The organism is Nocardia tenerifensis NBRC 101015 (assembly GCF_000308715.1).
GTDB lineage: Bacteria > Actinomycetota > Actinomycetes > Mycobacteriales > Mycobacteriaceae > Nocardia > Nocardia tenerifensis.
On record NZ_BAGH01000615.1, the window covers coordinates 58,970 to 80,215 of the forward strand.

The following is a 21,246-nucleotide window of genomic DNA, read 5'->3' on the forward strand; positions in this document are numbered from 1 at the left end:
GATCTCGATCAGGCGCTGTGTAGTCAGCGCCGGCCGAACGCCAGCGCCACATTGTGTCCGCCGAATCCGAAGGAGTTGTTGACCGCGTAGTCTATTCGAAGCGGTCGGGGACAGCCGGAGACGATGTCGAGATTCACTGCGGGGTCCTGGTTTTCGAGGTTGAGAGTCGGCGGAATGAGCTGGTCGCGCAGGGACAAGACGGTGAGAACCGACTCGAGTGCACCGGCTGCGCCGATGGAATGCCCCAACGCGGATTTCGGCGCATACACCGCCGCGTGATCACCGACGGCGGTGTTGATCGCCCTGGCTTCGGCCTCGTCACCGATCGGTGTGGCGGTGGCATGAGCGTCGACGTGGTCGATGTCTCGCGGTGAGAGTCCCGCGGTTTGTATCGCTCGAGTAATGGCACGGGCGGCTCCCGTGCCTTCGGGATCCGGTGCTACGAGATGAAATGCGTCGGAGGTAGTGCCAACACCGAGTAGTCGCGCCAGCACCGTCGCGCCACGGGCGACGGCATGTTCTTCGGTCTCGATCACCATGAGCGCGCCTGCCTCACCGAGAACGAACCCGTCTCGGGCCGAATCGAACGGTCGCGACGCGGAACCGGGGTCCTCGTTGCGAGTGCTCATCGCGCGCATCATCGAGAAGGCCGCCACCGGCACCGGGTCGATGTAGCCCTCGACGCCGCCGGTGACCACGATGTCGGCGTCGCCCATCGCGATCATCCGCCAAGCGTTAGCGATCGCCTCGGAGCCCGACGCGCACGCGGACACCGCTGTGACGACACCCGCTCGTGCGCCCAACTCGAGGCCGACGACGGCCGAGGGGCCATTGGGCATCATCATCTGTACCGCCAGTGGGGAGACGCGTCGGTACCCAGACGAGGCCAGGTTCTGATGGGCTTGAATGACCGCATCGCCGCCGCCTTGGCCGGTGCCGATCGATACCGCCAAACGGTCTCGGTCGACGTCCGGACTTCCGGCACCGACCCACACCTGTCGCCCGAGGACTGTCGCGAACTGCTCTACGTAGGACATGCGGCGCAATTCCACACGGGTCAAGCAGCTTTCGGGCCTCACCTTCAACGGACCACCGATGCGTACCGGCAGGTCGTACTCGGTGACCCAGCCCTCGTCGAGCGCCTCGATCCCCGACTCGCCCGCTAGCAGTCCGGCCCAGGTGCCCTCTGCGTCACCAGCTATAGAGGTCGACGCCGCCACGGCTGTGACCACCACGCTCGGGAATCGCCCATCGACGGAGAACGGATTGCGCACCTTCTCACCCTTCAACTCGGATTTAGTCCAGATGGTTTGACCATATGGTTCAACCACCTGGATCACAAGGGCTGTACGCTGCACTGTGTGGGTAATCGAGAAGATCTACTTCGCGGCGCTCGCCGCTGCCTGGAGGAGCGTGGCTGGGCCAACACCACCGCCCGTGACATCGCCACGGCCGCAGGCGGAGTCAGCCATGCCGCGATCTTCTACCACTTCGGCTCGAGGGAAGCCCTGCTCACCGCGGCGCTGATCGAAGCCGTCGAAGAACGACTCACCACCTTCCGTGACGCGATCGCGCAGTCGCCGTCCGCAGACACCGCCACTCAGTTCCGAAGCCTCTGGGAGCAGTTCGACGAGACCTTCGAATCGCAACGCGGGATGTGGCTTTCGCACTTCGAAGCCGTCCTGCACGCCCAGCAGTCCGACACCCTCCGGCAGGTCCTCACCGACAATCAAATAGCCGGCCGGATCGGTGGGGTTGCCTGGCTGACCCAAAACGACGCGAGCACAGTCGAAGCCGACGAGCGCACAATTCGTTCGCTCGGCTCGGTTTACCTCGCCCTGATCGCCGGTGTGGCGTGGCAGCGACTCATCGATCCCTCCACCGCGCCGCGCTCAGGTGACGTAATCGAAGGCATCAACATGCTGGCGTCACTACTGGCAGCTGGGCCAACGCCGTCAGACCGCGGATCTCTGTAGCCTGCTCGGCCTGATGCACAGACTCCCCATACGTTTCACAGGGCTTGGTGGTCTTGTGAGACGTGTGGACGGTCTGTGGGTCTCGCCCTAGGCAGGGTCGAAGACTGCGCGGACGACGGACTTGTCGCCTTCGATCTCGATCAGGCCGAGGGTGCGGGCGTCGTCGAGGGGGAGGGCGCCGGCGGCTAGGGCGAGGATGTAGGTGGGGTCGGCGCGGAGGGTGGCGTCGAGGTCACGACCGTCGTGGGGGCCGACGTCGATGCCGGTGCGCGTCGCGCGGAGTTGTAAAGGGGGACCACCGATTTCGAGGCCGATCGTCATCGAGCGGCGGGCCTTGACCCGAGTGCTGAGCAGGGCGGGGACTGCGAGGGCTAGCCAGTCGGGGCGGAAGGCGTCGCCTTCGGGGCCGCGGATCATCAAGGGGATGGACCAGCGGATGAGGCTCTCGATGGGCTGGCGCAGTTCGGCGCCCCACGGCGTGAGGACGTACTCCACGACGCTGCCCGCACCGGTCAGGCGCCGCTCGATCACGCCCGAGGCCTCCAGATCGCGGAGCCGGTCGGCGAGCAAATTGGTCGCTATGCCAGGGAGGCCGTCGATCAGGTCCCGGTAGCGGGCGGGGGCGATGAGGAGTTGGCGGACGATGAGGAGGTTCCATCGATCGCCGACGACCTCGAGCGACCGGGCGAGCCCGCAGTATTGGCCGTAGCTACGCATCGAAACCCTTGCTTGATGTTCTCAAGTGCACGTGACAAACTCAAGTCTACTGTGGGGAGTCGAGAGGGGGTCGACATGGCCGAGACCGCCGAGAGTGCGCGGCCCGCGTGGGTCGATGACAGTCTGTTTCCGTTCGAGAGTCATTTCGTTGAGATCGATGGGCACATCGTGCATTACGTGGACGAGGGGTCCGGTCCTACGCTGCTGTTCCTGCACGGGAATCCGACTTGGTCGTTTCTCTGGCGTGACGTTATTCGCGTGCTGCGCAACGACTTTCGGTGTGTCGCCATGGACTACCCGGGATTCGGGCTGTCGACGGCGAAGGCCGGCTACGGCTATCTGCCCGAGGAGCACGCGGATGTGGTTACCGGGTTCGTCGACGCGCTCGGCCTCGGCGGGGTAACTCTGGTCGGGCAAGATTGGGGTGGTTTGATCGGACTGGCGGTCGCGGAGCGGCGGCCGGATATGTTCGATCGGCTGGTGCTCGCCAATACTTGGGCCTGGCCGGTCAACGGCGTTCTGCACTTCGAATACTTCTCGCGCATCTTCGGCGGACCCCCGGGCCGGTTCCTGGCTCGGCGGCTGAACTTCGTCGTCAACGTGTTCATTCCCTTGGGCCATCGGCGGCGAAAGCCGTCGAGAGCCGAGATGGCCCACTATCGCCGGGCCATGGACACACCCGAGCGACGCAAAGCCTCTGCTGTATTTCCCCATCGGGTTCTTGCGAGCCGCGCGTTCTTCGCCGAACTGGAGCGTCGCCTTGCGGACCTGGCTCACCTGCCGACACTGATCGTGTGGGGTGATGCCGACATCGCCTTCCGTCCTCGCGAACGCGAGCGTTTGGAGGCGACGTTCATCGATCACAAGACGGTGATCATCAAGGGCGCAGGCACTTACGTGGAGTCCGACGCGCCCGAGGAGTTCGTCGCCGCGCTCCGCGACTGGACGGCGACGCGTGCGACGTAAGCCGTACAGGAGAGACGTATAGACGCCACAGACGAAAGCCGTCGCATAGCAACGGCTTTCGTGATCATCAGCACTTTATCGACAGGGACTTGCTATCGGCGCCTGGTGGACTCACTGCGTGCCCCACGGCGACAGGTAGCGCCGATGATCGATCACCCGTGGCTGCCCTGCAATCCGAGGTCGGGCAGCAGTGTGAACTCGCCGGGCGCGCTGGGTTCGGCGGGCTGCGGCTCCTGCTTCGTGATGCCGGGTTTGATGACAGTCGTGGTGAAGATCGGCGCGGGTGACGGGTAACACGACACCGGAACGTTCACCGGGAAGGGACCGGCTTGCGCGTTGACGACCATTGTCAGGCCCGGATCGGTGTAGCTGGTACCGGACAGTGTGGTCGTGATCGAGCCCGAATTGCCTGCCTTCACGTTAACGCCGATTGTGGGCAGCGTGAACGTCGAACCGCCCGGAAGCCGGTCGGTCACCTTGATTACGGCTTTGCCGCTACCGGTGTCGATCGTTGCCCTGACGGTGCCGCCGGACAGGGACGCGGACACGAAGGTGGAGTTGGCCGGGAACGGGGCCGTCAACGTCAGGTCACGAACGTAATTGATTTTGTATCCGCCTTGATCGCTGGGAATCTGCCCCTGGCCCGGGACGAGCTTGATGGCGACCGCCGAACCGGGTGGTGCACTGGCCGGTGCGGTGCCGGTGACCTGCATGGTCATCGTCGATTCCTGCGGCGCGCCGATCGGCGGCTTGGCCTGGCACTTGAAATTGACGGTCACCGGATCCGCCGCAGCCGGCCCGGCCAACAGCGCAGCCGGCGCAAGCGCCAGCGATGCCAGAGCCGAGATTGTGGATATACGAACAAAATTTGCCGAAAGTTTTTTCATCGCCGTTCCTCGTGAATTATTTGGCGCACGACCGACCGCGATGAGCCGGAAGTGACAGCGAGCAGTGATGTAACAGCCGAATCATCCGAAATTCAGATGCTTCTGATTGGTACAACGATTATGTGCAGGCTGCACACCGCAAATAAAGCAACACGACTGGGGATCTGTCTGGGGAATCCCCTGGCGCACATACAGTTTCGCCACAATTCGCCGCCCGCCCGCGTCGCACCGCAGCGAGCGGTCCCTAACCAACTGCACGCCGGACCTCTCCCGGGCGCTAAGCCGGCACCGGAATGGCAAGGTCCTAGCGCAGGAGATTGATCCCTCCCGTCGCCACGGCCATCACGCCCTTTCGTGCAGAAGCGGTGAGTCGCTTGTCGGCCAGTGTCACTGTGGCCCGGCGGTTGAGCGAACGGCAAAACGCAACCCACGTACGGCGTGCTCCGACGCGGGGGCGCAGGCCCGTGAACGCGACGGCGAAGGTTTCCCATGCTCGCACCGTCCAAGCGTGCATACATTTGCACGGTCGCGCCCTGCCTCGGTTAACTGAGAGGTCGCTCCATTGCGTACGAGTTCATGATTACCTGCTTGATATGGTGATCGGCTCGCGTACGTCAGTTGCGTGAGTTGATCTAGACGTGTAGTCGATATGAAAATGAGATTAGGCTGAGCATTCTTGGACGCTGCTCGTTACCGAATGGTGTTCCACGACAGACGATTCCACTTCTCATAGCCCCGCTGCATCTCCTTGTCGGTCGTTATCCTGAGGTAACAGCGTGGCATTCGGCGTCGCCGGAGTGCGGGGGTGTTCGTCATGGACGAACTTGTACTCGATCACAATTACATTCTGATCGCCCGGTCAATTTCGTTGCGGGTGCGTTTCGGGTGGGAGTTCGCGGTTCTGAAGCGAGTGGCTCCGGGTCCGTCGCTTGGCGCTGAGCTAGAGCCCTTGCATCGCAGATGGCCGTCCAACCTGTTCGAGGATTCCAAAGGTTCTGATGTGCGGGGGGATTCATGAGAATGGATCGTCCCGACAGCGGATACGACGCCGATCATCACCACGCGCAGGGCGCCGAGCACGCCGACGCGTCACCGCCGGCCGCGTCGCACACCGACGTCCAGCGAATGGCTCGAATCGAAAGCAGCGACAGTCCTACAGATATGCCCACGTCTCTGGCGAGTCAGCGTCCCCCGCTCACCGAGGCAGCGCGGATGATCGAGCGCGAAGCCGACCTCGATCTCACGCAGGAAGACCCATCCGCTACTTCCGACATCGTCCACAGCGAGGACGACGACCATCGGATTCCTCAACCCCGCGGACCGGATCACCGCGAGCATGCAGCGCCCCTTGCGGAGTCTGCGGCACCGTCGTCCGATACAGGCGAAACCGCCACTGCGACAGACTATCCCACTACGAGTCGCGTCGATCTGGCGAATCATCTGGAACAGCGCCGACTCGATGCCATCAGAGAGGTATGCGCCAAGTACGCAATCGAGGACCCGGAGAAAGTCGCCACAGTGAAAGGCGCTCATCAACTCGTCAGCGACTACCACGCACCCTTCGTCGTAGACCGCCTCTTGGATATTCTCGACCACTGCCGAGCCGATGTCGCCGCTCATCCGGGAACGAAGGTGGTGTTCTTGGGACGTGACGGCGACAGCCTGGCGCTTGCTGCTCGCGAACTGGATCCGGAGTTCTACGACAAGCACTGCACGAGCGTCACGCTCTCGCGGTGCCTGGCAGATTGTTCGGTCCAAGATATGGAAAACCTAGGCAAGTCATTCCCCGAACTCAAAGGATTCCGCACCGCAGCCGGTGACGTCGACCCCGGTGACGTCGACGGCGCCCGCGCACGTCAGATCGAGTACCTCGAATCTCGCAAAGTCCCGGTCGGTACGCCGGGCGCCAGGATCATCCTGATCGATACCAGTTTCCGAGGGACCGTTCAAAACCTGCTCGCCGCAACCCATTCCAGCGCAGATTTCCATGGCAAGTACCTGTTCTACAGCGAATCAGAAGGCGACCCTCACGCAAGCCAGAAGACAGGCTTCGCGCTGCACAGACGTCTCGACGGGACGGACATCGACCCACGCGCCGCGACCGAACAGCCGACCGCCGTCGGCCCTACCCCTCTCTCGATCTTCGCCGAAAAGGATTCCGTACTCGCGCTCGAACAGATCCTTCGCGGATCGCTGTCCAAAGCCGTGCGCATCGTCGACGGCACACCCGAACAGCATCTGGAATCCCCGCCTTTGAACCAGATCAACCCGCTCGAGGTAGCCGATCGTTACCGCGACGACCAGGTTCGGTTGGCGGTGATGGACATCAACCAACTCGCGGTGGCCGATTACGCCGCCGCAATGGCCGCACTTCGACGTGACGGCGGCTCTTGGCGTGCCGAAATGGGTGCCAAAGCCGAGGAATTCGTAAACCAGGTGGGATCATGGTGTCGACGCGATTCCGACATCGATCCCGCCCTCGCGGAGTTCCTCGGCTCCTTCGTTCGTCGCGAGGACAAAGAGCTAGTCGCCGAACTGCATGGCCTGATCGAAGAGCGACACCTAGACAGCGACGTGCAGTGGCAGGCATACCAGGACTGCGGCTCACTCGCCGAAAAGAGCGCCTACGTCGACAACGTACGCAAAGACACCCCTGCGTCAGGAGGAGCCAGCCATGGGTGATACCGACACCCCGGAACCGTACGAATCGCTCGAATCACAATGGGCGTCATTGCTCGGGTTCGCTGATCGATACCGCAACCTGGGCTACGGACCGCTGGCGGACGCACTTCGGGAGGGCGGTCCGCCGCCACCGCGAGTGCAGGGCACTCCCATCATTTTCGACACCCGCCTCGGCGGAGATCCCGGCGACGCCATCGCCTTGACCTGCGCGGCACGCAATCTACCCGAACTAGCACTGGTGGTCACCACCGACGAACATCGTGGCGACGACCGAGCGCGACTGGCGCGATATGTTCTCGACCTGAACGACCGTTCCGATGTCCCCGTCGTCACAGGCGCCGATTTGGGCAACATCAGCTACTGGGTGACAGACGGCTTTACCCCGCAGCAGATTCCTACGCAACCAGACGACCTCCTCACCGCGGTCCGTGCGGTTTGCTCGCGGGTCGATACCCCGGTGCGCTGGATCGGGACAGGACCCTTGACCAACCTGTCTTACGTCCTCGAAAACGCCCCCGAGCTCGCGTCTCAGCTGGCCATCACTCAGACGGGAGGAGCCATTCCCGACGGCGACAGAGCCGAGCGAAACTTCGGCCTCGACCCCGGAGCCGCCCGCCGCGTCGTAGGTGCAGCACAACGACTGCTCCTGGTGACCGCGGAAGTATCGTCTCGTCCGGAAACCGCCGTCACCCCTGACAGTGACCTCTATCAACACCTCGCACGACCAGACGCGCCGGCCTGGGCGCGGTTGTTACACACCCATTTCGACCGCTGGTACATCGAGAGTGGCCCGCCCAGCACGCAAAACGCAGCGTTGACCCTCGGCGCCGCCCTGCAACTACCGTTCATAGACTTCACCCGCGCCAGCCTTACCGTCGACACCGACGCAAGAATTCGCATCGACGCCGCCGGCGACCCGACCTGGATCACCACTCGAGCCGACTACCCGACGTTCTGGGGCTGGCTCACCAAACAGTTGCATTACTGAACTCGCTCCCATACCCGTTGATCCCGTGGACGGTTGTACGGCAACCCAGCTACCGAACCGTGGACTGTGTCAACAGCCACGGGCCGACCGGCTGTGCTCGCCGACCGTGCGGAGGTGGGCTGTGCCGCCGGTGCCGAACCGAGCGTACCGGCAGACCAAATGCCTACGTAGGGAAACCTTTTGGGAATTTCTTCTTGAAACCTTCCAGACGCCGGTGCAGGCGGCATCATGAACGGGTGCCAACACCACATCGTCCTCTGGAGGTTGCTCTGCTTGATTTCGTTCGCACCAATCGCCGACTAACCACAGAGACTCTCACCGCTCATGGCAAGAAGGTCCTGTCCGCGCTGGTCGGCGGCTCGATCGTTTCGGAGCCGCACCTGTTGGCCCAATGGATCATCGACACCCTGCCGGCCCTGATCGACCGGCTCCCCGAACAACGGGACCGGTGGATCGCACAGATCGCTTTTCCCATGCACGAGGACTTCAGAGGAAGTGGTGTGGGGGAGCGAATCATGGAGGCCGACCGGCGAGGATGGTTCAACGAACGGTACTACTGGAACCATCGCAACAGGGTGGCTGAACACATCGCGGCCGGGCTACGCACCGCCTACCTCCTCCAGAGGCGGTACGCCGACGCGGCTGACCCGGTACAGCGTCGCCCCCGGCTGGCCGGCCCAGCCCATGACGGGTCCTTACGGATATTCATCGCCGCCTACTACGAGGGGTCGGCGTGGGACCCTCTCGCGGCTGCGCTCGGCGCAGCACTCATGCAACGCCTTCCCGTCCCTGTGCGTGTCTCGTCGATGGCTTCGAAGGCCGCGCTCACTGTCGGTTATGCGGTGGCTGAGCAGGCCAGAAGCATGAACGCTTACACCCCGGAGCTCTACACGTTGTATCGGCGCACGGAATCCCGTCGCGCTCAACCAATCCTGCGTTTTCTCGGCCGTACCGAATGTTTGTCAGGCGATATCAACCAAGTACGACGCGATATCCTCAGCCGCTGCGATGCGATGATCGTGATAGGCGGCGACGATGGTACGGCCTATGAAACGCGGCTCGGCGACGATCTCGGTGTCGCGGTGCTTCCGGTCGGGGCGACCGGTGGCGCAGCCTACACTCGGTGGGGCAGCGATACGACTCTGCGAGACGGCAACCCAGCCACGGCTGCGGCTTTTCGCGACCTGGGCACGCCGTGCAGGGCCATCAACGGGACAATCGCTCTCCTGGACGACCTCTACCGTCGTTTACAGTCATCGCCGTCACAGTCGTAGCCTAGAACCTCGAATTCTGCCAAGTCCGAGAACCGTTATGAATCGCGGAAATTCGGCGAGTCGACGCGAGGGCGGATGCATGTGTACGTGTCCGAAACCTGTTTCACAGTCTTTACTGCTGTGGTGACTCAGCAGCGAACCTTCCCTAGCCAGAACGACTTTGGAGCTGCCATGTCCAAACCCGCTTCATCGCAACCTGCTTCAAGCACCAGCACAGCTTCCTCGACTGATGGCGAGGCTAGACTTCCACGCGCCATCGTAAGATCATCACCAGCAAAGCCGTACAGTGGACTACGGCTGATCCTGGTCCGACACGGCGAAAGCTGGAGCAACGTCGAGAACGTCTTTGCCGGCGAGAAGTCCTGTCGAGGCCTCACCGACCGTGGGCACCGTCAAGCCGAAGCCGTGGCTCGCTATCTCGCCGCCGAGAAGCACCGGCTCGGCACCATCGAGGTGCACTCGACCGCTGTTCGCCGAGCAATACACACGGCCCAACACATCGCGCAAGAGCTCGCGGTCAGTGTGCGAGTCGGCTTCCCCTACAACGAATTAGGGTCCGCGGAAGGACAACAGCGGCACACTGTCGTTCCGGAGCGTGCACGGGGAGACTCCCCGGACTATCCGATCGCTCCCGGCGCCGATTCCTGGCCTGAGGCCGCCAACCGAGTCGGTCGCATGCTCGACGTTCTGACCGCTCGAGCCAGCTCCGACACGATCATCCTCTGCTGTCACAGAGAAACGATTCTCGCTGTAGCACAACACCTTCAACGCATCACGCCGACCCTCTACTACGCCACCGCCGAAGTCGACTACACCGCCATCACCGAATGGCAATGCCGCGGACGCAGCAACAACCCCGGCCACCGGCGGTGGGTCCTGATCAGACACAACGACACTCGCCACTTCACGGCCGCAGTCCCGACTTGATCGCGGTACGAGCTCGTACGCCGCCGCATACCTCGCCTTAATAACCGAGGGCATGGAGCGGGTATCGGGGGAGCGGGCCTGGAGCCCACTCCCCGTCCCGGCGGGTTGTGCGAAATGGCGGCTGTGCTCGGCTACGAGCACGGGCACGGGCACGCCACCAGTGAGTGGAGGCATTCTCTGGCAATCCGAGTCAGGCCAGGTTTCGTTCCGAGCCTGACTCGTTTTCTACCGTGCTGGTTCCGGAACCAACTTGTAAGCGTCACCGTCGCGGATGATGTGGCCGCCGGTGGGGGTGCCGAAGTGGGTGCCGAGGATGAGGGTGGGGGTGTCGGCGAACCGTTCGAGGAAGGCTTTTCTGCTGTCGGCTGCTGCTTCGGTGTCGGTGTCCATCGCCACGGACCAGTCGGGGTGGGCGATCTGGAACTGGCTGTGCATGAGATCGCCTGTGATGACGGCACTTTCGGCCTCGTCCTCGAGCAGGATCGAGACATGACCGGGCGTGTGGCCCGCGGTGCTGATGAGTGAGATGCCGGGAACGACGGTCTGTCCGGGCTCCACCCAGGTGATCAGGTCCGCGACCGGCGCTAGGGAGTCCTCGTACACGGCCGCGCCATCGACCATGCTGTAGCCGAACTCCGAATAGGTCTCGTGCGCATGGGGATTCCGCGCGAACGACTGCCAGTGTTCGTACTCCTCGCGCACGAAGTAGTACCGCGCGTTCGGGAAGGTCGGCCGCCAGCGGCCGTCCTCGCGGATGGTGTTCCAGCCGACGTGATCGATGTGCAGGTGGGTCGCGAGGACTCCGTCGACCTCCTCCCGGCGCCACACCTGCTCGAATCGCTCCAGGAAGTCGGTGTCGAGGTTGTCGAAGACGGGCGAGATGCGTTGCTTCCCATTGCCGATCCCGGTGTCGACCACGATCCTGTGGGTGGGCGTCTGCACCAGCAGCGAGTGGACCATGCCGTTCATGTTTTCGCCGTCGAAATAGGTGGGGCGCAACCACTCGATTCGTTCGATGTCTTCCCGGGTCGCCGCGGGAAAGATGTCGAGCAAGAAGTCGAGGGGCGTCCACCCTCGAGTCTCTTCGATTTTGGTGATCGAGATGTTCCCGACCCGCCACTGTTCGGTCGTCATGGCGCTCCTCTCAGGCCGCTGTCTCGGCGGTGGCGGTCAGGACCGCGCGACCGAGGATGTGTCCGGCGATGGTGAAGCCGAGATAAGCGGGGGTGGAATCGGCTGGGACGCGGAGGGTTTCGACGTCGAGGGCGTGCACCACGACGAAGTAGCGGTGCACGCCGTGTCCGGCGGGCGGGGCGGCGCCGAGGAATCGGGCGACGCGGGCGTCGTTGGGCAGTTGGAGGGCGCCCTCGGGCAGGCCGGATCCAGCGTCGTCGCCGGCTCCCTCGGGCAGTTCGGTGACGGTGGCGGGGATGTCGGCCACGGCCCAGTGCCAGAAGCCGGAGCCGGTGGGAGCGTCCGGGTCGTACACGGTCACCGCGTAGCTCTTCGTGCCCGCCGGCGCGCCGCTCCAGCGCAGGTGGGGGGAGATGTCCTTGCCGCCGGGGACGCCGGCGGAGAACTGCTCGGGTGACCACGCGGCGCCGTCGGCGACGGTGGTGCTGGTGACGGTGAAGGGCGCCGCTTGCGGAAGGCGGGCGAAGGGGTCGTTGGTACTCACAGTGTCTCTCCTTGAAGGGGGCGGGTGCGTGTTGCGATCGGAGCGCATCCGAGATCGACGATAGCAGAGATAATCGATTATCTGTCAAATAGTCTATGCTGGTGACATGACGCACACGGACGTGCCCACCGCCCGACCGGGCAAACAGATGCTCTCCGAGCAGATCCACGCCCACCTGCGAGACGCGATCATGCGCGGCGACTACACGCCCGGCACGCCGCTCAAACCGCAGGACCTCGCCAGGGAACACGGCGTGAGCCTGGCCGTCGTGCGCGAGGCGCTCGTGCGGCTGGTCGGCGACGGCCTCGCCGATCGACTACACAACCGCGGCTTCGCGGTGCCGGCCTTCTCCGACCGGCGCTGGCAGGAGATCGCCGAGGCCAGGCGCGCGATCGAGCCGGTCATCCTGCGCATGTCCGTCGAGCGCGGCGACCTGGACTGGGAGGCCCGCGTCCGCGCCGCCCACCACCGCCTCGCTCGCACGCCGCCGTACGCGTCGAAAGGCAACAAGCACTACACCGAAGACTGGGCGGAGGTCCATCGAATCTTCCACCGGACGCTGCTGGAGGGGTGTGGCAACGCCGTTCTGCTGGAAACCTTCGACCGGATGTGGACCGCGAGCGAGCTGACCCGCCGCTGGTCGGCGCAGCGCAACCCCGACCGGAACGGCGCCGTCGAACACCGCCGGCTGGAGGAGGCAGCGTTGGCCCGCGATCCCGACGCGGCTGCCGAAATCTTGATGAAGCACCTCACGCTGACCGCAACGGGGCTGACCGAAGGCTCGGCGAAGCGAGGGAGAGCCTGATATAGCGCAATGCAAACTCCGGCGGCCACCTACTCCAGAGTTGCCGCGAGCCACGGTCTCGGCGCGCTCCACTGCCGGACCTGCCGCACCTTGCCCGGACCGAGGACGACAGGGATCGGCGCGCAAACTTCCGGCGCGCGCGATTCGACGGCCTCGCGCCGAGGCGAGCGACGCCCCGGTGCGGCGACCATGCGGGCCAACGTAACTCGGCGGGGCTCGTCTACTGGATCATCTCCCCGCGCTAGGCTTATGGCGTGCTCGGATACCGTTCGTGCTGCCAGGAGCGGCCGAGATGACTGCGGAATCGGATGATGTGACCGTCGAGTTCGCCGACGCGACGGTAGTCGCCGCCGTGCCTGCTCGGCGAGCCTCCCGCGCGATCAGGTCGGCCGTCGACCGAGATCGGGCCGAGCCCTGCTCTCACCTGCCTGTGCAGCCGCGCGGGGTGGTCGAACGGAGCGCGGTGTGACAGATCCTGGCGAACAGACCCCGGTCGATCCGAACGGCGACGCAGACAGCGCGCTGGAGGATCTGCTCATATTCATCCGAGATTCGCGGGGTTTCGACTTCACGGGCTATAAGCGCACCTCGCTGCGCCGGCGTATCCGCAAGCGTATGGCCGAGGTCCGGATCGCCGACTATCACGACTACCGGGACCATCTGGAGAGCAACTCCGACGAGTTCCGGAGTTTGTTCAACACCATCCTCATCAACGTGACCAATTTCTTCCGTGATGTCGACGCATGGCACTATCTGCAGCGCGATATCCTGCCGGAATTGCTCTCCAGGATAAAGCCGTCCGACGAGATACGGGTCTGGAGCGCGGGGTGTTCGAGCGGTGAAGAGGCGTACTCTCTCGCAATAGCTTTCGCCGAGGCGCTGGGCATCGAGGAGGCCGTCGCCCGCGTCAAGATCTACGGCACGGACGTCGACGAGGAAGCCCTGCGTGACGCCCGCGCCGGCATGTACACGGCGAAGGCGCTGGAGCCGTTGAGCGGCGAGTTGCGCAGCCGCTACTTCGAGCCCAATGGCGACAAATTCGTCTTCCGGCCCGATCTGCGGCGCAGAGTGATCTTCGGCCGCCACGATATCGGCCGCGACGCCCCGATCTCTCGCCTCGACCTGCTGGTGTGTCGCAATACGCTGATGTATTTCAATGTCGAGGCGCAGTCGCACATCCTCGATCGCTACCATTTCGCGCTGCGCGAGGGCGGGTTCCTGTTCCTCGGCAAAGCCGAGATGCTGCTATCGGACGGCGAACGCTTCGAGGTGGCGAACATGCGCCAGCGCATGTTCCGGCGACGTGAGGGGGACAGCGTTCCCTTGCCCCCTCCGGGATCCCCGCGGCTGGATATAGGCGCCGGTCAGGAGGTGCAGGGATTCGTGCGGCGGCGGCTGCTGAACGAACTCGCCTTGGAGACTGTGCCGTTCGCGGTGATCGGTCTGGACACCGAGGGCCGGGTAGCGGTCTTGAACAGTCAGGTTCGCCACCAGTTCGGGCTCACGACCTACGATATCGGGCGCCCGCTGAGCGATCTGGAGATTTCCTATCGCCCGGTCGAACTGCGTTCGCTGATCGAACAGGCTCTTGCCGAGCGCCGCACCATCCGCGTCAACTCCGTCGAACGGCCGGTCGGCGCCGACGAGACACAGTTCTATGACGTGCAGGTCCAGCCGCTGTGGACCGGCGACGGCACCTATGTCGGCGTCGTGATCAATTTCGTCGACACCACCGTGTCGACGCGCCTGTCGCATGAGGTCAAGGTCAATCGCGAGGAACTCGAAACCGCCTACGAGGAACTGCAATCCACCAACGAGGAGCTCGAGACCACCAACGAGGAACTGCAATCCAGTATCGAGGAACTCGAGACCACCAACGAGGAACTGCAGTCCACCAACGAGGAACTCGAGACGACCAACGAGGAATTGCAGTCCGGCAACGAAGAACTCGAGACCATGAACGAGGAACTTCGTATCCGGAGCAATGAACTGGACGAGACGAAGACGTTCCTCGAGGGCATCCTGTCCAGCATCGCGGCCGGCGTGGTGGTGCTCAACGGCGATCTGCGGGTGCGCAGCTGGAACCGGGGTGCGGAGGAGCTGTGGGGTTTGCGCGCCGACGAGGTGCGTAAACAGTACTTCAACTCCTTGGACTTCGGACTGCCGACCGAGGAGCTGCGCGACACGATCGAGGAATGCCTGCGATCGGGTCGCCGGTCCGGGCCGGTGCATGTGCCTGCGGTGAATCGGATCGGACGTTCGATCGTCTGCCTGGTCACCTGCACGCCACTGGACGGTCCTCGGGAGGGCGTCGTGCTGCTGATGGAAGAGGGCATTTGAGCAATCTCACCGTTACACCACGGCGGTCAGTTTGGCTACGAACCAGTCGCGCACAGCGTTCGCGCCGTCCTCGGGAAATACGTCGGGCCCGTCGGGCATGTCCATGAGGACGCACTCCCCGGGTATCGCGGCCTGCGCGATGCGGTGCAACTCCCGCGCGGCGGCGTCCTGCCCGGCCACGATGAGCAGGGTCGGGGCGGTCACATCGATCAGCGCCACGCCCGCGAGATCCGGTCGCCCGCCCCGGGACACGACCGCGGCGACGCCGATCAACGGATCGGTCGCGGCCGACAGCGCCACGCCCGCGCCGATTCCGGCTCCATAGAGCCCGATCGGCAGACGCGTCAGATACCGCTGGCCGGTCGCCCACCGTGCCGCGCCGACCAGCCGTCGCGACATCCGCGCGATGTCGAGCAGCCGTGAGCGCTGTAGTCTCTCGATCGGCGTGAGCAGGCCGACCAACAGGGTCGCCAAACCCGCGCGATTGAGAACCGCTGCGAGAGAAAGGGTTTGGGGGCTTCGCGCGGAGTTCGCACCGCCGTGCGCGAGCACGATGATCCCGATCGGACGCGCCGGAATGGTCAGCCGCGCCGCCAGGTCGTATCGATCGAGGGTGAGCAGCACCTCCTCGTCGCGCAGTGGCGGATCCGCGAGTTCCGCACCGGGACACCGAATCTCGGCCTCGCGACGGAGCAACCCGGCGACCGTGGATTCCTCGACCGGACCGAGCCGCTCGTACCACTGCCGGGTGTCGACGGTCTGGGTCGGCGCGCTGAGGCAGACCAGCTCGTCGACGATCGGCCGCAGCGCGTCCAATGCCAGCTCCGCGCCCACCGGGACCGCCCACACGACACGGCGCGCCGCGGCGTGGCGGGCGACTCGGCACGCGGCACGCGCGCTCGAGCCGGTCGAGATGCCGTCGTCGACGACGATCACGGTCTTGCCCCGCAACGGCACTCGGGCCGCGCCGGACCTGAAATAGTCGAGCTCCCTGCGCATTTGGACGATCTCGTGGCGTTCGACGGAGGCCATCTGCTCGGCGCTCATCCGCGCCTGACGCAGCACGCGGGTGTTGATGATGCGGATGCCGTCCTCGCCGACCGCGCCGAAGATCAGCTTTTTACAGTGCGGCACAACGAGTTTGCGGACACCGACGACATCGAGCGGGGCGCCGAGCAGCCGGGCGACCTCATAGGCGACCGGTACGCCGCCGCGAGGCAGACCGAGCACAGCGACGTCTGGATCGGCGAGGCTCTGAAGGTGCGCACCGAGCTTGTGCCCGGCATCGTGACGATCGCGAAATTTCATCGGACCCCTCCAGGCTGGTTTCTCGCGAACACCTTGCAGGTAGGGGCCGGCCCTCGCACTCGACTCCACGCAGCGAGCGAGTGCCGAGACGTCACGTTGCCTGAACCGGGCTAGATCCTAGGACCACCATAGCGAAACCACAGGCCGGAACACCGGCGGTCGGCGCTGGTCAGGCTGATCGAGGTCCGAGAAGTCGCCGCAGAACCTCTGCAGTGTGTGAGTGCTCGGCGCCGCGCTCGGCGTAGGTCTCCGCCAACAAGTCCTGGCCGCGATCCAGCGCTGCGGCGTGCATCCGGTCGGCCAGTTCGCGTTTTTCCTGAACGAGTCGCAGAGCCGACCACAGCGCGCGTTCGACTTCCAAATGCTCCTCGAGCAGCAGCGCCTCTGCGGTCCACGCATGCCCGATGCGGCAGCGGAAGCGCCGATCCGGCTCGGCGGTGAACAGCGGGCCGCCGCAGTCGGGGCAGATCAGTCCGGACGCGGGCATCATGGTCTTCACCTCCTCGGTACTGTTGCGCTCGCCGGCGTCGATGCGAGCCTCGAGCGCGTCCAGCTGGGAAACCGGGGCCGGAGTGGCCACGGTCCGGGTGCGCAACTGCTCGACCAGCGCACGTCCGAGCTTCTCAGCCGGCAGGACGAGATCGACGTCCATGGCCGCCAATGCGTTTTCGGGCATGCTCGGATAGTTGGCATCCTCGGGATCCTGGACCGCGGTGAGCCCGCCGCGAGCTCGGATCACAGTCAGTCCGGCCGTTCCGTCATCGAGAGTTCCCGAGAGTACGACCCCGGCGACGCGCGGACCCCAGGACACCGCGGCGGAGCGGAACAACGCGTCGATGCCGGGGCGGTGCCCATTCTCGGTGGGACCGTTGGACAGAAGAATGCGGCCGTCGGCGACCAGGAGGTGATGGTCGGGTACCGCGGTGTACACCCGCCCTGCCACCAGCGGCTCGCCGTTTTCGGCCGCGTCGACCGGCACGGTGCCCACGCGGCGCAGGATCGAAGCCAGCGCGCTCGGGCCGCGCCGCGGCAGATGCAGAACCACCAGCACTGCCGCCGAGAGGTCCGCGGGCAGGCCGCCGACGAAATCGCGTAGCGCCTCGACGCCCCCCGCCGAGGCGCCGACTACGATCAGGTTTGCTGGAGGAGTGGTCACGATAGCCCCTTCCGGTCAGTTGGCGGACTACCCGGCGCGGGAGTGGGCAAACCGCCCGGGTGGAGGCGGCCGCGACCGAGCATCGGCGTCGGCGGTCGGCGATGAATCGGTCGTTCTCCCTCGGTGCGCCGTATGAAAAGTGCTGGCGCGAGAGGATTTTGGGTGGTGATCGCGGACCCCCGAACCGGTGGGGTGTGCTGAATTTGATTGGGTCGCACTCCGGATCACCGCGCCGACGCAAGGATGGAGTCGACCATCGCCGCGCCCAGTACCGCCTGCCGTGTAGTAAACGCTACTCCTGACTGTGCCTCTGGAACCTGGACACCGCGACATCGGGCTACTCCAGATTGTGCGACCGTGCCCGCCACGCTCCGCGCGGGCTAGCAGCGGACCGGTGAGCGAAGCGCGTCGCGACTGACCGGTGAGCCGTGCGCATTGCAGTTCGACTGGTGAGCCGTGCGCGTCGAAGCCTCCGGTGAGCCGTGCGCGTCGCGGCCGATTGATGAGGCCGACCCGACCTATGGCGCACGGCTCCCCAGCCCGGCTACGTCGACAGTGTCCAGCGCCGACCCACGGGACATCACGGGAGAATCCGCAGCGACAACGCCGCCCGGATCACCAGGGCAGCGGACCATCCTCACTGAAGAATCCGGCGGTCGGCCCGTCCGCGCCGAGGGTGGCGAACCGGACCAGAACCGCGGCGCCCTGGGCGACCGTCAGAAACCCTGTGTGGTTATTGCTGTCGGTGTCGACGTAGCCGGGCGCGACGGCGTTGACGAGCATGCCGTCCTTGCGCAACTCATTGGCGTACTGCACGGTGAGCGCGGTGAGCGCGGCTTTGGACGGTGTGTACGCGGCCGAGGGCAGCAGCCCGGCGAAGGGACCGTCCGGGTCACTCAGCAGGGTTGTCGACGCGGCGTGGCTGGCGACGTTGACGATGCGCGCCGCCGGTGACCGGCGCAGCAGCGGCAGCATGGCGTTGGTCGTCGTGATCACGCCGAAGACGTTGGTCTCGAACACCTTTCGGACAATGTCCAGCTCGACGGTGCTGGGCAGCTGATCGTAGGCCTCGTTGGGATCGACCTGCCCGGAGCCGGTGATGCCGGCATTGTTGATGAGGATGTCGAGCCGGCCGAAGCGCTGGTCGATCTGTTGCGCGGCGGCTTGAACGGTCGCCGGATCGGTGACGTCCAGGGTGATCGCGTGCGCGTCGCCGCCGGCCGCACGCAGCGACGTCGCCGCCTCCTCGCCGCGCCGCGGGTCGCGGGCGCCGATCAGCACCGTCGTGCCTTGCGCGGCGAGTTGCTCGGCGGCCCCGCGGCCGATTCCCTTGTTCGCCCCGGTGATCAGCGCGATCCGCTGGGTTGTGGTGTGCTCGCTCATGTCGTCCTCCTCGGTGTCTGGCTTGGAACGAACATGAGATGCCGCGAGACTCAGCCGTGTGACGGCCTGATGGTGTGACAAAACCCACTGGACCGGATGTCACAAAACGAACGCGGCCAGCATCGTCTCTCACACGGGACCCGCGAACTGCGTCCTCAATCCCGTTGTGCGCGAATCTCGATCGCATCCATGAACAAATCCAGCGCGACCTCGAATTGGTCCTCTTCGTCCACCTCGGCCAAGTGCGTCGCCACGGCGGCAATGCTGGGATAGCGCGTGGGTGACAAGGCCAGATATTCGCGACTCCACGCGTCCCGGTCGCCCGCCAAGGCTTCCTCGGGTAAGGACATGAGTGTCGCTTCCAGCGACGAATACGCCAGTGCGATCTCGACCAATGCCCGGTAGCACGACGCGGCTTCGCGGCCCCGCAGGCCCGCCCGCAAAAGCGCGCCGATCACTATCTCGGCGCCTACGAACTCCGATTCCCGGCGCGTGGTGCGTCCGGAGACGACGACGGCGACCTGCGGGTGGGCGCGGCAGGCGAGCCGCACCCGCTGCGCCAAGTCTTTGAGTGTCGCGCGCCAGTCGTCGGTGACCTCGATTCCGGTGAGCGCCTCGGCCATCAACCGATCAGCTAACGCCAACATGAGTTCGTCTTTGCCGCGGAAGTGGCGCAGCACCGCCGTGTGGTCGACGCCGAGTTCGGTGCCGAGTCTGCGGAAGGTCAGCGCGTCGGCGCCGTCGCGCTCGATGATCCCCATCGCCATCTCGATGATCCGATCCGGGGAAAGAACGCCACGTGGGCGACGTTTCCGGGCGGGCGCGGCAGGGCTGGTCGGCATCGCGTCAGCATACTCGCGCGCTTAGTCACCACTGTTGACACCTATGGTTCGAAGTGGTTGCATGCTGGCACCTCACAGGATCGGAGAGCCAATGTTGAAGCGAAGTTTGGTCGCCGTGGTCTCGGCGGCGGCGGTGCTGGCGGCGCCCTGGGCCGCGCCCGCGCACGCCGACGGTGCGTTGCCGTTGCCGCTACTACCGCACGTGCCCTTCTACTCGACCGACACCGCGCCGGCGTCCAGCCGTCCGGAGCCGCTGACGACGAACAACCCGAAACCGTTGGACGCGACCTACGTCTACAACGGAAAGACCCAGACGGCGAGTGACTTTCTCGAGCGGTCGTCCACGCGAGGTTTCATGGTCATGCGCGGAAACCAGATCCTCGATGAGCGCTACAGCGGCGGCTACTCGGCAACCAGCCGGTTCAATTCCTGGTCGGTCGGCAAGTCGATCACCTCGGCGGCGGTCGGCATCGCCGTCGCGGACGGAAAGATCGCCTCGGTCGAGGACCCGGTGACGAAATACGTTCCGGAGCTTACGAAGAGCGGTTACAACGGCGTCAGCATCCGCCACGTACTCCAGATGTCGTCCGGCGTCGCCTACGACGAGACCGAGTACACCAACCCGACCAAAGGTTCCACCGCCACCACGATTCGCATGGTCGCCGGCACGTCGCTGACCGACCAGGCCAAGGAACTGAAGCGAGAACGGCCCGCGGGAACGAAATGGAACTACGACTCCATGGACACCTTCGTCCTGGGCTGGGTCGTCACCAAGGCCACCGGGAAATCGCTGTCTGACTATGTCGCGGAACGGATTTGGAAACCGGCCGGAATGGAATCCCCGGCACTGATCGGAAAGGACTACAAGGGCAACACCATCGGCTACTGCTGCTACCACGCCACCGTTCGTGACTTCGCGCGCTTCGGCCTGCTCTACCTGCGCGATGGTCAGGCCGGCGGCAAACAGGTCGTGCCCCGGCAATGGGTGCACGACTCCACCCACACCACCGAGCCATACCTGCAACCCCACCGCCTCCGTCCGGACAAGCCCGAGAGCCCCGAGAACAACTACGGCTACGGCTACCAGTGGTGGCTCGGTGACGGCGATCGCGGCGACTACACCGCCGTCGGCATCCTCGGCCAATTCATCTACGTCTCACCCAAAGACGACATCGTGATCGTCAAAACCAGCGAAGACCTCAACTCCGAGGAAAACATGGGCGAGGCGATCTACGCCTTCCGCGCCCTCGCCGACGCCGCTGTCAAGCGGTAACCTCGAAGTAATGACGCACGTCCGGTTCCGCCATAGGGACCGGA

General features: G+C 64.8%; 19 protein-coding genes. 10 read left to right on the forward strand and 9 right to left on the reverse strand.

The window, feature by feature from the left end; genetic code table 11:
- Positions 1 to 23: 23 nt before the first annotated feature.
- Positions 24 to 1,289, reverse strand: coding sequence for a KasA/KasB family beta-ketoacyl-ACP synthase (locus tag ON39_RS45170; protein WP_373283806.1), 1,266 nt, complete (start codon positions 1,287 to 1,289; stop codon positions 24 to 26).
- A 21-nt stretch (positions 1,290 to 1,310) separates the two neighbouring features.
- On the opposite strand from ON39_RS45170, the gene ON39_RS45175 reads away from it, so the two are divergent.
- Positions 1,311 to 1,976: a TetR/AcrR family transcriptional regulator gene (locus ON39_RS45175; protein WP_051187959.1), complete on the forward strand. Its 666-nt coding sequence runs from the start codon at positions 1,311 to 1,313 to the stop codon at positions 1,974 to 1,976.
- 87 nt (positions 1,977 to 2,063) lie between these two features.
- On the opposite strand, the gene ON39_RS45180 is transcribed toward ON39_RS45175, so the two are convergent.
- Positions 2,064 to 2,693, reverse strand: a complete 630-nt coding sequence (locus ON39_RS45180) for a winged helix-turn-helix transcriptional regulator (RefSeq protein WP_040743580.1) — start codon at positions 2,691 to 2,693, stop codon at positions 2,064 to 2,066.
- Positions 2,694 to 2,768: 75 nt separating this feature from the next.
- Here ON39_RS45180 and ON39_RS45185 point away from each other — a divergent pair, with 75 nt between their 5' ends.
- The gene (locus ON39_RS45185) at positions 2,769 to 3,659 is read left to right on the forward strand and encodes an alpha/beta fold hydrolase (protein ID WP_040743581.1); all 891 of its coding nucleotides are present in this window, start codon (positions 2,769 to 2,771) and stop codon (positions 3,657 to 3,659) included.
- A 152-nt stretch (positions 3,660 to 3,811) separates the two neighbouring features.
- Here ON39_RS45185 and ON39_RS45190 read toward each other — a convergent pair whose 3' ends face one another.
- Positions 3,812 to 4,546: a cyclase gene (locus ON39_RS45190; protein ID WP_146251013.1), complete on the reverse strand. Its 735-nt coding sequence runs from the start codon at positions 4,544 to 4,546 to the stop codon at positions 3,812 to 3,814.
- Positions 4,547 to 5,566: 1,020 nt separating this feature from the next.
- Here ON39_RS45190 and ON39_RS49565 point away from each other — a divergent pair.
- From ON39_RS49565 to ON39_RS48065, 4 genes are all read left to right on the forward strand, one after another.
- Entirely contained in the window at positions 5,567 to 7,228 is a 1,662-nt protein-coding gene (locus ON39_RS49565; protein ID WP_146251012.1) for a hypothetical protein, read from the forward strand.
- On the forward strand, positions 7,221 to 8,216 hold the full coding sequence (locus ON39_RS45205; RefSeq protein WP_040743584.1) for a nucleoside hydrolase: 996 nt from the start codon (positions 7,221 to 7,223) through the stop codon (positions 8,214 to 8,216). The genes ON39_RS49565 and ON39_RS45205 overlap by 8 nt, the downstream gene beginning before the upstream one ends.
- Positions 8,217 to 8,452: 236 nt before the next feature.
- Positions 8,453 to 9,490 (forward strand): hypothetical protein, encoded by a 1,038-nt coding sequence (locus ON39_RS45210; protein WP_146251011.1) that lies wholly within the window; start codon positions 8,453 to 8,455, stop codon positions 9,488 to 9,490.
- 171 nt (positions 9,491 to 9,661) lie between these two features.
- Positions 9,662 to 10,417: a histidine phosphatase family protein gene (locus ON39_RS48065; RefSeq protein ID WP_157195671.1), complete on the forward strand. Its 756-nt coding sequence runs from the start codon at positions 9,662 to 9,664 to the stop codon at positions 10,415 to 10,417.
- Between the two features lie 225 nt (positions 10,418 to 10,642).
- Here the strand turns inward: ON39_RS48065 and ON39_RS45220 are convergent, their stop codons facing one another.
- Together ON39_RS45220 and ON39_RS45225 are read right to left on the reverse strand one after the other, a co-directional pair.
- Positions 10,643 to 11,551, reverse strand: a complete 909-nt coding sequence (locus ON39_RS45220; RefSeq protein ID WP_040743587.1) for an MBL fold metallo-hydrolase — start codon at positions 11,549 to 11,551, stop codon at positions 10,643 to 10,645.
- 10 nt (positions 11,552 to 11,561) lie between these two features.
- Positions 11,562 to 12,095, reverse strand: a complete 534-nt coding sequence (locus ON39_RS45225; RefSeq protein ID WP_040743588.1) for a YbhB/YbcL family Raf kinase inhibitor-like protein — start codon at positions 12,093 to 12,095, stop codon at positions 11,562 to 11,564.
- 106 nt (positions 12,096 to 12,201) lie between these two features.
- On the opposite strand from ON39_RS45225, the gene ON39_RS45230 reads away from it, so the two are divergent.
- The 3 genes from ON39_RS45230 (at position 12,202) to ON39_RS45235 (ending at position 15,240) form a co-directional block, all read left to right on the forward strand.
- Positions 12,202 to 12,900, forward strand: coding sequence for a GntR family transcriptional regulator (locus ON39_RS45230; protein ID WP_040743589.1), 699 nt, complete (start codon positions 12,202 to 12,204; stop codon positions 12,898 to 12,900).
- Positions 12,901 to 13,192: 292 nt separating this feature from the next.
- A complete protein-coding gene (locus tag ON39_RS49570) occupies positions 13,193 to 13,369 on the forward strand; it encodes a hypothetical protein (protein ID WP_157195672.1) in 177 nt (58 codons plus the stop codon).
- Positions 13,366 to 15,240, forward strand: coding sequence for a CheR family methyltransferase (locus ON39_RS45235; protein ID WP_040743590.1), 1,875 nt, complete (start codon positions 13,366 to 13,368; stop codon positions 15,238 to 15,240). Before ON39_RS49570 ends, ON39_RS45235 begins: the two co-directional genes overlap by 4 nt.
- A 12-nt stretch (positions 15,241 to 15,252) precedes the next feature.
- Here ON39_RS45235 and ON39_RS45240 read toward each other — a convergent pair whose 3' ends face one another.
- The 4 genes from ON39_RS45240 to ON39_RS45255 form a co-directional block, all read right to left on the reverse strand.
- Positions 15,253 to 16,548, reverse strand: a complete 1,296-nt coding sequence (locus ON39_RS45240; protein ID WP_040743591.1) for a hypothetical protein — start codon at positions 16,546 to 16,548, stop codon at positions 15,253 to 15,255.
- Positions 16,549 to 16,717: 169 nt separating this feature from the next.
- On the reverse strand, positions 16,718 to 17,704 hold the full coding sequence (locus tag ON39_RS45245; protein ID WP_040743592.1) for a chemotaxis protein CheB: 987 nt from the start codon (positions 17,702 to 17,704) through the stop codon (positions 16,718 to 16,720).
- 615 nt (positions 17,705 to 18,319) lie between these two features.
- Positions 18,320 to 19,087 (reverse strand): SDR family oxidoreductase, encoded by a 768-nt coding sequence (locus tag ON39_RS45250; RefSeq protein WP_040743594.1) that lies wholly within the window; start codon positions 19,085 to 19,087, stop codon positions 18,320 to 18,322.
- 155 nt (positions 19,088 to 19,242) lie between these two features.
- A complete protein-coding gene (locus ON39_RS45255; RefSeq protein ID WP_040743596.1) occupies positions 19,243 to 19,929 on the reverse strand; it encodes a TetR/AcrR family transcriptional regulator in 687 nt (228 codons plus the stop codon).
- A 91-nt stretch (positions 19,930 to 20,020) separates the two neighbouring features.
- On the opposite strand from ON39_RS45255, the gene ON39_RS45260 reads away from it, so the two are divergent.
- Positions 20,021 to 21,202 carry a serine hydrolase domain-containing protein gene (locus ON39_RS45260; protein ID WP_040743598.1) on the forward strand — a complete coding sequence of 394 codons (1,182 nt, stop codon included), beginning with the start codon at positions 20,021 to 20,023 and terminating at the stop codon, positions 21,200 to 21,202.
- Positions 21,203 to 21,246 lie beyond the last annotated feature (44 nt).

Bases quoted from the DNA above. Each gene is read 5' to 3' on its own strand.
- ON39_RS49565 (WP_146251012.1), top strand. From the start codon at position 5,567: ATGGATCGTCCCGACAGCGGATACGACGCCGATCATCACCACGCGCAG.
- ON39_RS49570 (WP_157195672.1), top strand. From the start codon at position 13,193: ATGACTGCGGAATCGGATGATGTGACCGTCGAGTTCGCCGACGCGACG.
- ON39_RS45230 (WP_040743589.1), top strand. From the start codon at position 12,202: ATGACGCACACGGACGTGCCCACCGCCCGACCGGGCAAACAGATGCTC.
- ON39_RS45255 (WP_040743596.1), bottom strand. From the start codon at position 19,929: ATGCCGACCAGCCCTGCCGCGCCCGCCCGGAAACGTCGCCCACGTGGC.
- ON39_RS45205 (WP_040743584.1), top strand. From the start codon at position 7,221: ATGGGTGATACCGACACCCCGGAACCGTACGAATCGCTCGAATCACAA.
- ON39_RS45180 (WP_040743580.1), bottom strand. From the start codon at position 2,693: ATGCGTAGCTACGGCCAATACTGCGGGCTCGCCCGGTCGCTCGAGGTC.
- ON39_RS48065 (WP_157195671.1), top strand. From the start codon at position 9,662: ATGTCCAAACCCGCTTCATCGCAACCTGCTTCAAGCACCAGCACAGCT.
- ON39_RS45185 (WP_040743581.1), top strand. From the start codon at position 2,769: ATGGCCGAGACCGCCGAGAGTGCGCGGCCCGCGTGGGTCGATGACAGT.
- ON39_RS45190 (WP_146251013.1), bottom strand. From the start codon at position 4,546: ATGAAAAAACTTTCGGCAAATTTTGTTCGTATATCCACAATCTCGGCT.
- ON39_RS45250 (WP_040743594.1), bottom strand. From the start codon at position 19,087: ATGAGCGAGCACACCACAACCCAGCGGATCGCGCTGATCACCGGGGCG.
- ON39_RS45240 (WP_040743591.1), bottom strand. From the start codon at position 16,548: ATGAAATTTCGCGATCGTCACGATGCCGGGCACAAGCTCGGTGCGCAC.
- ON39_RS45260 (WP_040743598.1), top strand. From the start codon at position 20,021: ATGTTGAAGCGAAGTTTGGTCGCCGTGGTCTCGGCGGCGGCGGTGCTG.
- ON39_RS45220 (WP_040743587.1), bottom strand. From the start codon at position 11,551: ATGACGACCGAACAGTGGCGGGTCGGGAACATCTCGATCACCAAAATC.